The sequence below is a fragment of the Azospirillum agricola genome, assembly GCF_020005195.1.
Taxonomy (GTDB): domain Bacteria; phylum Pseudomonadota; class Alphaproteobacteria; order Azospirillales; family Azospirillaceae; genus Azospirillum; species Azospirillum agricola.
On record NZ_JAIFZR010000002.1, the window covers coordinates 854681 to 867984 of the forward strand.

A 13304-nucleotide genomic window follows, 5' to 3' on the forward strand; every position below is an offset into this window, starting at 1 on the left:
GCCTGCCCACCCGCTCATGCGGCCTGGAGTCTCCGGGCCTCCATCGACTCGATCATGGCTTCGAGGCGGGTGTTGAGCAGCTCGTCCTTGTAGAAGGATTCGTCCGCGACGTCGCCTTCGAAGAACAGCGCCTGCCGGCCGTTGCGCTTGGCCGAATCCGCGATCAGGAACTGCGAATTGGTCATGCCGCGGCAAGTGCGCGACGCGTGCATCACCATGCCGTCGATGCCGAACTTGTCGCACAGCTTGTTGATTTCGCCGATCATGATCGGGGCCCCGTGATTGTTGGGGCAGATCAGATAGTTCTGCGCCATGCCCAGCACCGGATCCTTCAGGTCGACCAGATCGGGCTCCTGCCAGAAGGACATGTGGGTGTAGCGCCCGGCCACCACGGTGGCGTCGACCGCGGCGAATTTGTCGGCCAGCCAGCCGACCTTGTTCCAGTTCATCATGCCGTCGAAGAACAGCCGGTATTTCTCGTTCGGAACGGCGCCTTCGCCGTTGGCGATGCGCTGCTGGATCTCGTCCTTCACCGCCTGGAAATAATCGACGATGGCCTGCGTGCCGGGCAGGAAGTTGACATGAGCGATCGAGACGATCCAGTCGAAGAAGCTGGCCGGCGCCGGCCGCGCCGTGCAGAGATCCATCGCCTCCAGCCGCAGGGTCGCCGCCTGCTTGATGAATCCCATCACCTCGCGCAGCCGGTCCCAGTCGTATTTGCGGCCGGTGTGCTCCTCCAGGAATTCGGTCATGGCGCGCAGCTGGCGGGCGACATACTGCGACCGCTCGTCCCATTCCTGGCCACGCAGGTAGCCGGCGTCGGGACGGCCACCCCACAACAGCGGGATCGAGACGTTGAAGATCGGGATGCGCTTCCCATACAGCCGGTAGATGATGTCGTCCCATTGCTGGCCGGAGCTGCAATAGGGATAGGCGTTGATGAACATGTCCGGCGGCGGCAGCTTCGCCATGGTCAGGGCGCGAGGATCATCCGGCGCCATGCCGAGCTTGCCCTCCGCGACGTTGCGCATGTCGATCAGCGCTTGGCCGATGTGCGTGCGGGCATAAGAGCAAAGCTCTCGGTCGTAGCCGCGCGCTTCGCCCGCCTGCTGGGCCGGAATTTCGCCATGCTTGGCGGCGAGATAGGCCGACCACGCTTCGCCATGCACCCAGGCGACGTCGTGGGCGTGGAAGAAGGGCGGGATGTAGGTACCGTTGTACCAGACGACCTTGCGGCCATCCTCCTTCGCCGCGAACAGGTCCGTCCAGTAGTCGTTGACGAGCTTGCCACCCTGCTTGGTGGTCTTCAGCCGGTTGGCACGCAGGCCGTTGCCGAAGGCCGGGCTGGCTGACAGGGGTGGGGTCGGAGAGGAACTCCGGTCGGCGGTGATCTGCATGCTCTGTCCTCTCGGATTGGATTGGGGCAGGGGGCCGGATTGATCGGACCGGCTCCGGATCAGGCGGCGATCCGCCGTTTTGCGACTTCGAAGAAGGTTTCCATGCGGGTCTTGAGCGATTCCATCGCCATGGATTCATGCTCGGTCTCGACCAGCAGGTACGGGATTCCCTGCCGCTCGAACGCTTCCTTGATCTCCGGATAGAAATACATGTGGGGTTCGCAGAATTTCGCCATCAGGATGATCAGCCCCGCTGCCTGGGATGTCTTGACGGCGCCGAGCAGGAAGGTCTCCCAGTCGGTGGTCTTGTCGGCCCGGGTCGGGCAGGGAACCCGCTTGTTGCGCTGAAGATACCAGTTCGCCAGCGCGTCGAGCGGCGGCCCCTCCTCCGCGATGTCCGTCGAGATGTAGCGGAAACCATGGTAGAGATCGTCGTCGACCACCACCCCGCCGCATTGTTCGACGAGGTCGAGGATTTCCAGCTTCGGCGCCTGGCACAGATGCCCGGAGAGATAGACACGGATGGCCCGCTCGGGGGCCGGGGCGTCGGCGACCTGCTCCAGCAGGGTTTCCAGCAGCGCGGTGTGGCGGGCCTTGTCCATCACCATGCTCGATTTCACGATGTGCTGGAGCTGCCGGCCCGTCAGCGCGATCCGGCCGGAGCGGCGCATCTCGTAGATCCGCCGGATCAGGCTGCGGTTGCGGTTGAACAGCCGGATGCTGGCCCGGACATCCTCCTCGGGGATCGGGCGGCCGATCAGCGCCTCCAGCTCCGTCCAAAGCTGGCGGAAGGTCTTCCGCGTCTCCTCCATCGCCCAGGGCGCGCTTAGCGTCGTGATCAACTGGTTGAACAGGATCGGCGTCGCCGGCATATGGTCGCGCAGCACGTCCGCGGTGCCGAGAAGTTGGACGCAGTGATCGCCGAACAGGATCGCGTCGAGAAAGGCGAATTCGCCGCGCATCGCCTGGTCGACGACGCTGCGGTTGTAGCCGCAGTAGAAATTGAAGACGCTGCTGAGCCCGACGGTGATCGGCTGGTCGTCCTCCTGGATGATCACCGGCAGGGCGCCGGCGGCGTGGGCGAGTTCGCCGGGGAAATGCATCGGGAAGATGCCGATCACCCGGCCGCCGGTTTCCTGCTTCCAGGCCCGCGCCTGCTCGTGCGGGTGAGCCGCCGCCGTCTCGAAGATTTCCAGAATCTGTTGCATGGGGCGTTTCCTCTCGACGAACCGGCCGAGCCCTCGGCAATCCGCCGGCATGAAGCTGTCTTGGAGACAGTATGGAGTTAAACTCAACAAGTCAAGACGCGCGGGCGGGCCAGGTTCCGGCGCCCGCCGGCACGCTCTCGCTTCCTATTAGATCACTGTTATTACGCAGACAATTTCAGAAAACTGCGTCGATTCCCAAGAAGGGCATCGGGTATCGGAGGCGCCATGGAAACGGATATAATGAGTCACGCTCACTAATGGCCGTGCCATCAGGTCTTGATCGGCGGGGACAGCGCGCCCTGCCGGATCGCCTCCACCAGCTTGAACTTCTGCAGCTTGCCGGTTTCGGTGTGGGGAAGCTCCTTGACGATGTACCAGAGCCGCGGCGCCTTGTAGGCGGCCAGCTGGGAGCGGCAGAAGGCGAAGAGTTCGGCGGCGTCCGGCGGATCATCCTCCGCCTGCGGCTGGATCACGGCGCAGACCTGCTCGCCCCAATAGGGATCCGGGGCGCCGACCACGGCGACCTGGGCGATCTTCGGGTGTTCGATCAGCAGTTCCTCGATCTCGCGCGGGTAGATGTTCTCGCCGCCGCGGATGATCATGTCCTTGATCCGGCCGGTGATGCGCAGAAAGCCGCGTTCGTCCATCGAGCCGAGGTCGCCGGAGCGCAGCCAGCCGTCGGGCCGCAGCGTCTTGGCCGTTTCCTCGGGCATGTTGAAGTAACCGAGCATCGTCTGGTAGCCGCGCATCCAGATCTCGCCCTGGCTGCCGAGCGGAAGCACGGCCCCGCTCTCCGGGTCGGCGATCTTGACCTCGACCTGCGGCATCGGCCGGCCGATCGTTCCGGCCTTGTCGTCCGCCCCGTCGCCGGGATGGACGCCGGTGATGACCCCCTGCATCTCGGTCTGGCCGTAGATGTTGCAGATGGTGCAGCCCAGCTCGCTGTTGGCCCGGCGGATCAGGCTGGCCTCCACCACCGACGCGCCGGAGGTGAGGTTGCGCAGCGTCGAAAGGTCGTGGGCCGGCCGGTCCGGATGGGCGAGGATCGCCTCGATCATCGTCGGGACCAGCAGGGAGTAGGTGCCGCCCTCGCGCGCGACGAGGGACATGAACAGCGTCGGCTCCCACTCTGCGGCCAGCACATGCGTCGCCCGGCGGGCGACCGCGCCGACTCCGGCATGGCCGAGCGCACCGATGTGGAACATCGGCATCGGGTTGACGAAGACCCCGCCCTCGGCAAGCCCGCCGCGTTCCTGCGTGAACAGGGACATGTTGAGCACGCCCCTGTGGTGGAACATCACCCCCTTCTGGGCGCCGGTGGTGCCGGAGGTGAACATGATGACGCAGGGATCGAGCGGCGTCACCGCCGGCAGCGGCGTGGGTGCGGCCAGGGTTCCCGCTGCGGCGAAATCCGCGAAGTCGGCGATGCGGATCACATGACGCAGCGCGGGCAGGGTGTCGCGCACGTCCGCCACCGCCGCCGGCATGTCGTAGCCGCGGTAGCCGTCCAGCAGGAAGAGGCCGGCCGCTTCCGACTTTTCCAGCACGTAGCGCATCTCGCGCGCCTTGTAGGCCGGGTTGACGGTGACCAGCACGATGCCGGCCAGGGCGCAGCCGTAGAAGGCGAGCAGCCATTCCGGGACATTGTCGGCCCAGAAGGCGACGCGCTCGCCCGGCCGGAACCGGGTCAGCAGGGCGGCGGCCACCCGCTCCGATTCGGCGAGAAGCCCGGCATAGGTCCAGCGCCGGCCCTCCTTGCGGTCGGCGCGGCCCTCGACCAGCGCCATCCGGTCCGGCACGGTGGCTGCGGCGTGGCGCAGCGCGTCGCCCAGCGTCCAGTCCAGCAGGGGGCGCGATTGGTCGGCGGGCCAGTGCGATTCGGTCAGCTGGCGCTGGCGATAAGAAGGTGCGGCAAGCAAATGCAGTCACTCCCGGCTCGTGCGCGGCTGTTCCGCTTGAATTGACCTAATAGCACGCATAGCATATCGTATGCTAGCGCACTGATTGCCGGGTGAACATATTTCGACGCCATCCGCCCTGACCGGGCGATGGCCGGTGGGAGGAGCCGCGATGACCAACACGCTCGACCATATCGGCATTATCGTGGGGAACCTGGAGGAGGCGATCGCCTTCTACGGCCGGACAGCCGGACTCGGCACACCGGTCCTCAAGGATGTCCCCGAACTGCGGATCCGCTGCGCCTTCTTCGATCCCGGCGGGGAGGGCACGATCATCGAACTCGTCGAGTTCTCGGGGCTTGGCGATCTGGTCCATGGCGACGTCGTCGTCGCGCTGGAGGTCGCCGACCTGGATGAGGCGCTGGCTCATTTCCGCAGCCAGGGAGTTCGGGTGTTCGACCAGCCGGCGACGGAGAATCTGCCGCTGCGCCGCGGATGGGTGCTGAAGAAGGACGCGCACGGCACGGTGATCGAGCTGTGCCCGAAGGGCGAGGTCGCGCGCTTCGTGCGGAGCCGGGCCGGCGCCAGGCCGGCGCATGACGCTTGAATCCGCGAAAATCGTATTATAGCGTACTGTACATAAGCAAACAAATAACGAGCCCGGCCGGAATCCGGCGGGCCGGGGGAGGGCTCCGGTGGATTTCTCGTTCTCCGACGAACAGAGGATGGTCCAGGATTCGATGCGCGCCTTCGCGCGGGCCGAGCTTTTGCCGAAATACACCCATTGGGACCGCAACGACGAATTCCCGCGCGAGCAGTGGCTGAAGATGGGCGCGCTCGGCGTGCTGGGCCTGCGCGTTCCGGTGGACCAGGGGGGGCAGGAGGCCGACTGTGTCACCGCCGGGCTGGTGATCGAGGAGATCGCGCGCGGCGATTTCAACTGCTGCTACGGCATCCTGAACAGCTGCTTCGCCGGCGACATCCTCGGCAAATTCGCCTCCCCCGCGGTCAAGGACACCTGGCTGCCGGCGATGGCGTCGGGCGAGACGGTGCTGTGCGTCTGCCTGACCGAGCCGCATTGCGGATCGGACGCCGCCGCCATCCGGACGCAGGCGGTGCGCCGGGGCGATTCCTATGTGCTGAACGGCGAGAAGTCGGGTGTCACGCTGCTGATGGTCGGCGACGCCGCGATTGTCTTCGCCAAGACCGACCCGGCGGCGGGAGCGAAAGGGGTGTCCGCCTTCCTGGTGCCGCTGGACCGGCCGGGGATCACGCGGCATCCCTATTCCGACATGGGCGCCCGCGGGATCGTCCGGGGATCGCTGTTCCTGGAGGATGTCGAAGTCCCGGCCGGGAATCTCATCGGGCCGGAGAATGGCGGGTTTTCCCGCGTGATGCAGACCTTCGACTACACCCGCGCCCTGATCGGCCTGATGTGCCTGGGGGCGGCGCAGGCGACGGTCGAAGAGACGGTCGATTATCTCAAGCAGCGGCAGGCGTTCGGGCGGCCGCTGTCGACCAACCAGGGGGTGTCCTTCCCGCTGGCGGAATGGTCGGCGAAGATGGAGATGGCGCGCTGGTTCTGCTACCGCACGCTCTGGCTGCGCGATCAGGGGCTGCCGCACACGCGGGAATCGGCGATGTGCAAGATGCAGGTGCCGGTCATCGCCGCCGACGCCGTCCACGACTGCCTGATCCTCCACGGGCATTACGGCTACACCAAGGATTTCCCGGTGGAGCAGAGGCTGCGCGACGTCATCGGCCAGGAGATCGCCGACGGCACGCCGCACATCATGAAGATCATCGTCGCCCGCGATCTGTTCGGCCGCGACTTCGTCTGAGGAATCCATCATGAGCTTGACCACGCTGCTGGACCGGCTGACGCCCGGCGGGCGCGTCTTTCTTCCCGGATCGGCGGGCGAGCCGGCCGGGCTGCTGGAGGCGCTCTGCGCCCCCGGCGCCCCGCCGCTCGACATCCTGTCGAGCGCTGTTCCGGGGATCAACCCGGTTCCGCTCGACCGTCTGCCGGACGGGTCGCGCTTCACCGGGCTGTTCGCCCATCCGCAGACGCCGGAGGTCCGGGCGCGCGGCGTCTTCCGCCAGCTGCCGCTCTCCTACGGCGGTTTCGTCAAGCATCTGGGATCCTGCCCGCCGTTCGACGCGACCGTCGTGCATGTCGCGCCGCCCGACGCTGAGGGGCGCTGCTCGCTCGGCCCGTCGGTCGAGTTCACCGAGTTGGCGGTCCGGCGGTCCCGCCGGGTGCTGGCGGTCGTCAACCCGCGGATCCCGGCGCTGCCGGGGTCGGTCTCGCTGCCGCTGTCCGGCTTCGCGGCGTGGGTGGAGCAGGATGCGCCGCTGCGCGGCTACGATGTCGGGGCGCCGTCCGATCAGGCGGCGGTGATCGCCGGGCGGATCGCGCTCTTCGTGCCGGACGGCGCCACCCTCCAGGTGGGGCTCGGCAAGGTGCCGGACGCGTTGATGCGGCGGCTGGAGGATCGCCGGGGGCTGCGGCTGTTCTCGGGCCTGCTGTCGGACGGGGCGCGGCTGCTGGCGGAGCGCGGCTGCCTTGCCGGCGGCGCGCCGCACACCGCCTGCGTCGCCCTGGGGTCGCCGGATTTCTACCGCTGGCTGGCCGACCGGCCCGACGTCCGGGTGGCCGGCTGCGACACCACCCACGCCGCGGCGCGGCTGGCCGCGTTGCCCCGCTTCGTCGCGGTCAATTCGGCGGTCAGCGTCGATCTGCTGGGGCAGGCGAATCTGGAGATGCTTGACGGCCGCATGATCAGCGGGGTCGGCGGCGCCGCGGATTTCGCCCGCGCCGCCGCCATCGCCCCGGACGGGATCAGCATCGTGGCGCTGCCCTCGGTGGCGGGCCGGGAGTCGGTGTCGCGGATCGTGCCGCGGCTCGACGGCCCCGCATCGCTGCCGCGGCACGACATCGACGTCATCGTCACCGAGCACGGCGCCGCCGACCTGCGCGGCCTCGACATGGCGGCGCGCGCCCGGCGCATCCTGCAGGTGGCCGCCCCCCAGCATTGCGAATCGCTGGCCGCCGCCCTGGCGGAGACGCTGGCGCGGCTGTGACAGCCGGTCCGAAAAAACGCCTTTAACGGAAAACCAGGAGGAAACCAACCATGAAACGCGCCGACAAGGTCATCATAAGCTGCGCCATCACCGGCTCGATCCACACGCCGAGCATGTCGCCCTATCTGCCGGTGACGCCGGACGAGATCGCCACCGCCGCCATCGACGCCTGCAAGGCGGGGGCGGCGGTGCTGCACCTCCACGCCCGCGTTCCCGAGACCGGGCGCCCGTCGCAGGATCCGGCCCTGTTCAAGCAATTCCTGCCGGCCATCAAGGATGGCTGCGACGGCATCGTCAACATCACCACCGGCGGTGGCCTGGGGATGACGCTGGAGGAACGGCTGGCCCCCGCCAAATGGGCGCAGCCCGAGATCGCCTCGATGAACATGGGGTCGTTCAACTTCAACATCGCGTCGGCGGGCGACCGCATCCAGAGCTTCAAGCATGACTGGGAGCGGCCCTATCTGGAGATGACGAAGGACTTCATCCTGTCGAACACCTTCGCCCAGATCGAGCGCGGGATGACCGAGCTGACGGCGCTCGGCACCCGTTTCGAGTTCGAGTGCTACGACGTTGGCCATCTCTACAACCTCGCCCATTTCGCCGACCGCAAACTGGTCGAGCCGCCCTTCTTCGTGCAGGCGATCTTCGGCATTCTCGGCGGCGTCGGCGCCGACGCGGAGAACCTGATGCACATGAAGGCGACCGCCGACCGGCTGTTCGGAAACGACTATTTCCTGTCCGTCCTGGCCGCCGGGCGCCACCAGTTTCCCTTCGTCACCATGGGGGCGATCCTCGGCGGGAATGTCCGCGTCGGGCTGGAGGACAACCTGTATCTCGGCCGTGGCCAGCTTGCGCCGTCGAACGCCGACCAGGTGGCGAAGATCCGCCGCATCCTGGAGGAGCTGTCGCTGCCGATCGCCACGCCGGACGAGGCCCGCCGCATGCTGGCGACCAAGGGCGCCGATCGGGTCGCGTTCTGACGATCCCGCCGGGGCTGGACGCCCCGGCCTTCTCCCCCCCGGCCCCTCTTGTCCCGCCCCTGGCCCGCCCGATCCTTCGCTGGCCCTCTCCGCCGAAAGGCGGGGTATTTTCCGGGGCGGGGAAAAGTGATATTGCGTATCGTACGCTATAGAACTATAATCCGTCCTATCAACGATTCGCCTGACCCTCCTTGGTGGAGTGCGCTCATGAGCGCGGCGCTGCCGCGCAGCTTATGGCTGCCTGCATTTGTAATGCCGACGGACACACGGTTCGAAGCTTTCCGTCCGCCCGCTTTCGCGGAGAGGGCGATGGAGGTTTGCTGCTGACGATTTCGGATGCAGGCCGGCTCTTCGTCAAATCGAAAGAACAAACCAGCGGATTGCTGCGGCAAGACGTAGTTCTGCAAGTGAATATTCATGTATTGGAAAATTTTTAAAATATTAATTTTCTCCATTGTTTTGCGAATTTTCGCGGTGACCCAACAGGTCGAACGGGGGGAAAATGATCAAGAAACTTTGCAAAACGGCAACCGTGACATCCGTCCTGACCCTGCTTTCCGGCGCGGCGATGGCCGCCACCGATCCGGAAGTGCTGCGGCAGATGCGCGAGTTGTCGCGCAAGATCGAATCCCTGCAGAAGGAGGTGGTGCAGCTCAAGACGCAGAACACCCAGCTTCAATCCCAGCAGACCGCGATCGAGGCGAAGCAGGCGGCGGCCCCCGCCCCGCTGTCGCCCGACACGGTCGTCACCAAGGGGGATCTGCCGAACTCCTTCAAAATCCCGGGCACCGACACCTCGGTCAAGATCGGCGGCTACGCCAAGCTCGACGTGATGAAGGACATCAAGGGCAAAATGGGCGGCAGCGCTTCGGTCACCGCGCTGGTGCCGGTGGAAGGGTCGGCCGCCTCCAAGCGCACCGGCCAGTTCACCGCGTCGGCCCGGCAGTCGCGGGTCAATGTCCAGACGCAGACCCCGACGGGGTGGGGCACCTTCAACACCTTCGTCGAGGGGGATTTCTGGGGGGTCGGCGGCAACGAGGCGATCACCAATTCGGCGTCCTTCCGCCTGCGCCACGCCTATGGCGAGCTTGGCCCGGTGCTCGCCGGCCAGACCTGGACGACCTTCTACGACCCGCTGTCGGCGCCCGAGACCCTGGATTTCGGCGGGCCGGTCGGGCTTCCGCAGGGCATCCGCCAGGGGCAGCTCCGCTACACGACGCAACTGGCCGGCGGTTCGCTGGCGCTGGCCATCGAGAATCCGGAAGGCGACTTCTTCCAGTCGCAGCATGACGCCTTCGTGGCCGGAACCTCGGTCGATCCGACGATCCACATCGACAAATGGCCCGACCTGATCGCCCGCTACACGATCGCCGGCAGTTGGGGGCGCCTGTCCGGATCGGCCCTGCTGCGCTATCTGAGCTTCGACAATCGCGGCGGGACCGCGGTCAACGGCATCGTCGGCAAGGATTCGACCTTTGCCGGCGGCCTCGGCGTCATGGGCCGCCTGAACACCATCGGCAAGGATTCGGTGATCTATTCGGCGTCCGCCGGCCCCGGCATGGGCCGCTACATCCTGGGCCTCGGCACCGGCGGCGACGCCGGCTATGTCGACAGCAGCGGCGCGCTGAAGACCCAGATGACCTGGGGGGCCGCGCTGGGCTACCAGCATTACTGGACGGACGAGCTGCGGTCGACCCTGGTGGCCGGCCGGAACCAGGTGCACAACCCGTCGGCGACCTCCGGCGGTTCCGCGGTCAGCGGCCTGACCGACTATACCGACACGCTGCACGCCAACATCGTCTGGAGCCCGATCCCGCGCGCCAACCTGGGCCTCGAGTACATCTACGCCGATCGCAAGGTGAACACGCCGAGCACGGCCACCCTGTCCAACAAGGGCACCGCCAGCCGCGTCCTGTTCAGCGCCCAGTACGGCTTCTGAGCGGGCTCGTCCGGCACTTCGCTTCCTGGCAGAGGCAGACTTACCCGGAGGCGGGATCGCCTCCGGTTTTTCCTGTTGATGGCGTCCGGAACCGATGGCGGGCAACCTTGGCGTGACCGAAGGGGCGGGGAAAAACAATCCGTGAGGAGGCGTGGGAGCAAGCAGGTGATGATTTGAATCGTAAGCTGATGTACGGTAAAGAGGTGAACCGCACCGTTGCAGCGGTTTTCATCGCGATTGGGAAGAGACAGGGCATGGCTGACTTGGACTGGGATCTGCGGCTTGGGTATCTCATCCACGATGTTTCGCGGTTGCGGCGCACGCTTTTCGACAAGTGGCTGAGTCCGCTTGGGATCACGCGTTCGCAATGGTGGGTGCTGGCCTTCCTGTCGCGCAACGACGGCATGCCGCAGACCGAACTCGCGCTGGAGCTGGACGTCGGCAAGGTCGCGCTGGGCGCGCTGGTCGACCGGTTGGAGGAGGGCGGCTTCGTGGAGCGCACCCTCGATCCGAACGACCGGCGGGTGAAGCGCGTCGTGCTGACGGCGCAAAGCAAGGCGCTGATCGAGACCCTGCGCGAGAAGAGCAGCGAGTTCAACCACTGCATCCTGGAGGGAATCCCGCGCGAGCATCTGGACGTGACGACGGAAACCCTGCGGATCATGAAGCACAACCTGCTGGAAGGCACCAAGCAGTTTTCGCCGGAGGACGAGGCCGAACCGCCGGCCGCCAAGCCGGCGCCCCGCAGGAAGGCCGCGAAAACGGCCGGCCAGCCGCGCGCCCGCGTGGCGTTGGGCGATTGACGGACGACACCGGCTCCAGGCCCGGTTGCCGGGCCTGACGGGGAAGCCTGATTCGGACCCGCGGGTGTCCCGCACCGCCTGACCGTTTCCTGGCGCGCGCGTGGGATCCGCGGCGGCCGGCACGGCCCGCATGGGTTGCTCGGGCGCATTAAATACGCTAGCGTATGATTCGCTATATGATTTATCTTTCAAATCACGTCCCATTGTCTTTCGGAGCAAGGCGGCATGACCGGTCCGGCCAAGGAATCCCCGATGCGTTTCGATCCGGCCGACCATGGCTGGCAGCGTGATCCCAACAACCGCTTCGTCAGCCAGATCGGCCAGATCTGGCGGCGGGCGATCGGCGGGAAGGAGGAATTCGGCTTCGTCGCCGAGGAAAAGCACCTCAACCGCAACGGCACCGTCCATGGCGGGATGCTGGTGGCGCTGTTCGATCACGCGCTGGGGGAGACCTGCTACCGGCTGGTCGGCAACGACGCGGCGCTGGCGACGATCCAGCTCAACGCGCAATTCATGCAGATGGCCCATCCGGGCGCGTTCGTCGTTTCCAGCGCGGACATCCTGCGGCAGACCCGCACGCTTCTGTTCATCCGCGGGGAGTGCCGTGTCGGCGGCGAGGCGGTCCTGGCCGCCGACGCCATGGTCAAGCGGACGCGCGGCGTGGCGGCTTGACGAAAATAGTACGCTAGTGTATTAATTTCCTCCGGGTCCGGCCCCGGTGCCGTTTCCCGGCGGGAGGAGGGTGTCACCGCCTGGAATCAGGCCGATCACGCCGAAAACATCCAAGGAATGAACGCATGCCGACGCCCCCCGATTCCGTGCTCGACCTTCCCCGGCCGTCCTGGTGGACCGACGACGTCGCCCTGCTTCGGGAGATGACGGAGCGGTTCAGCACGGCCGAGATCATGCCGAACTACGCCCGCTACGAGGAGCAGGGGAAGGTCGACCGCGCCCTGTGGACCAAGGCCGGCGAGGCGGGCCTGCTGTGCGCGCAGATCCCGGAGGCCTATGGCGGCGCCGGCGGCAGCCACGCGCATGACGCAGCGATCGCCGAGGCGCTGGGCAACACCGGGGCGGACGGCTTCGGCCTGCCGCTGCACAACGCCATCGCCGCCCCCTACATCCTGCATTGCGGCACCGAGGAGCAGAAGCGGCGCTGGCTGCCGCGCATGGCCACCGGCGAGCTGATCGGCGCCATCGCGATGACGGAGCCCTGCGCCGGATCCGATCTCCAGGGGGTGCGGACGACCGCGCGCCGGGACGGCAACCATTACGTGATCTCCGGTTCCAAGACCTTCATCACCAACGGCCAGCACGCGAACCTGATCATCGTCGTCGCCAAGACCGATCCGTCGGCCGGGGCGAAGGGCACCTCCCTGATGATCGTCGAGACCGACGAGGCCGAGGGATTCGAGCGCGGCCGCAACCTCGACAAGATCGGCGTCCACGCCAACGACACGTCCGAACTGTTCTTCAACGACGTGCGGGTTCCCACCGCGAATCTGCTGGGGCTGGAGGAGGGGCGGGGCTTCTACCAGCTCATGGGGCAGCTCCCGCAGGAGCGGCTGCTGATCGCCAACCAGGCGATGGCGATGATCGAGCGGGCGCTGGCCGCCACCATCGACTATGTCAAGGAGCGCACGGTCTTCGGCCGTCCGGTGCTCGACCATCAGAACACCCAGTTCAAGCTGGCGGAGCTGAAATCCGAGGCGACGATGATGAAGGTCTTCGTCAACCATTGCGTGGGCGAGCATCTGGCCGGGCGGCTGACCCCGACCCTGGCCTCGATGGCCAAGTATCTGTCGACCGACCTGCAATTCAAGATCGCCGACGAATGCCTGCAACTGCATGGCGGCTACGGCTACATGAACGAATACCCGATCGCCCGGATGTTCCGCGATTCCCGCGTGCAGCGGATCTACGGCGGCACCAACGAGATCATGAAGGTGCTGATCGCGCGCAGCCTCTGAACGGCGGCGGCCGGGCACCGGA

Annotated in this window: 11 protein-coding genes; 8 read left to right on the plus strand and 3 right to left on the minus strand. The window is 66.5% G+C overall.

Annotated features, from left to right (window positions below):
- Positions 1-14: 14 nt before the first annotated feature.
- From JN22_RS06725 to JN22_RS06735, 3 genes are all read right to left on the minus strand, one after another.
- Positions 15-1397 (minus strand): 2-hydroxyacyl-CoA dehydratase subunit D, encoded by a 1383-nt coding sequence (locus JN22_RS06725; protein ID WP_085553153.1) that lies wholly within the window; start codon positions 1395-1397, stop codon positions 15-17.
- Between the two features lie 59 nt (positions 1398-1456).
- Entirely contained in the window at positions 1457-2605 is a 1149-nt protein-coding gene (locus JN22_RS06730; protein WP_085553154.1) for a 2-hydroxyacyl-CoA dehydratase subunit D, read from the minus strand.
- 269 nt (positions 2606-2874) lie between these two features.
- On the minus strand, positions 2875-4524 hold the full coding sequence (locus JN22_RS06735) for a class I adenylate-forming enzyme family protein (RefSeq protein WP_211099585.1): 1650 nt from the start codon (positions 4522-4524) through the stop codon (positions 2875-2877).
- 151 nt (positions 4525-4675) lie between these two features.
- On the opposite strand from JN22_RS06735, the gene JN22_RS06740 reads away from it, so the two are divergent.
- The 8 genes from JN22_RS06740 (at position 4676) to JN22_RS06775 (ending at position 13282) form a co-directional block, all read left to right on the plus strand.
- On the plus strand, positions 4676-5110 hold the full coding sequence (locus JN22_RS06740; RefSeq protein WP_085553155.1) for a VOC family protein: 435 nt from the start codon (positions 4676-4678) through the stop codon (positions 5108-5110).
- Positions 5111-5198: 88 nt separating this feature from the next.
- Positions 5199-6344, plus strand: a complete 1146-nt coding sequence (locus JN22_RS06745; RefSeq protein WP_085553156.1) for an acyl-CoA dehydrogenase family protein — start codon at positions 5199-5201, stop codon at positions 6342-6344.
- 10 nt (positions 6345-6354) lie between these two features.
- Complete coding sequence (locus JN22_RS06750; protein WP_085553157.1) at positions 6355-7587, plus strand: acetyl-CoA hydrolase/transferase C-terminal domain-containing protein; 1233 nt, start codon at positions 6355-6357, stop codon at positions 7585-7587.
- Between the two features lie 50 nt (positions 7588-7637).
- On the plus strand, positions 7638-8570 hold the full coding sequence (locus tag JN22_RS06755; RefSeq protein WP_085553158.1) for a BKACE family enzyme: 933 nt from the start codon (positions 7638-7640) through the stop codon (positions 8568-8570).
- A 532-nt stretch (positions 8571-9102) separates the two neighbouring features.
- Positions 9103-10509 carry a DcaP family trimeric outer membrane transporter gene (locus JN22_RS06760; RefSeq protein WP_143268165.1) on the plus strand — a complete coding sequence of 469 codons (1407 nt, stop codon included), beginning with the start codon at positions 9103-9105 and terminating at the stop codon, positions 10507-10509.
- Between the two features lie 254 nt (positions 10510-10763).
- Entirely contained in the window at positions 10764-11312 is a 549-nt protein-coding gene (locus JN22_RS06765; RefSeq protein ID WP_211099586.1) for a MarR family winged helix-turn-helix transcriptional regulator, read from the plus strand.
- Between the two features lie 225 nt (positions 11313-11537).
- Positions 11538-11984: a PaaI family thioesterase gene (locus JN22_RS06770; protein WP_085553161.1), complete on the plus strand. Its 447-nt coding sequence runs from the start codon at positions 11538-11540 to the stop codon at positions 11982-11984.
- Positions 11985-12109: 125 nt separating this feature from the next.
- Positions 12110-13282, plus strand: a complete 1173-nt coding sequence (locus JN22_RS06775; protein ID WP_085553162.1) for an acyl-CoA dehydrogenase family protein — start codon at positions 12110-12112, stop codon at positions 13280-13282.
- Positions 13283-13304 lie beyond the last annotated feature (22 nt).

What these genes read in the sequence shown, in the direction of transcription:
- JN22_RS06725 (WP_085553153.1), bottom strand. Translation starts at nt 1,397, where the DNA reads ATGCAGATCACCGCCGACCGGAGTTCCTCTCCGACCCCACCCCTGTCA.
- JN22_RS06730 (WP_085553154.1), bottom strand. Translation starts at nt 2,605, where the DNA reads ATGCAACAGATTCTGGAAATCTTCGAGACGGCGGCGGCTCACCCGCAC.
- JN22_RS06740 (WP_085553155.1), top strand. Translation starts at nt 4,676, where the DNA reads ATGACCAACACGCTCGACCATATCGGCATTATCGTGGGGAACCTGGAG.
- JN22_RS06750 (WP_085553157.1), top strand. Translation starts at nt 6,355, where the DNA reads ATGAGCTTGACCACGCTGCTGGACCGGCTGACGCCCGGCGGGCGCGTC.
- JN22_RS06755 (WP_085553158.1), top strand. Translation starts at nt 7,638, where the DNA reads ATGAAACGCGCCGACAAGGTCATCATAAGCTGCGCCATCACCGGCTCG.
- JN22_RS06765 (WP_211099586.1), top strand. Translation starts at nt 10,764, where the DNA reads ATGGCTGACTTGGACTGGGATCTGCGGCTTGGGTATCTCATCCACGAT.
- JN22_RS06770 (WP_085553161.1), top strand. Translation starts at nt 11,538, where the DNA reads ATGACCGGTCCGGCCAAGGAATCCCCGATGCGTTTCGATCCGGCCGAC.
- JN22_RS06775 (WP_085553162.1), top strand. Translation starts at nt 12,110, where the DNA reads ATGCCGACGCCCCCCGATTCCGTGCTCGACCTTCCCCGGCCGTCCTGG.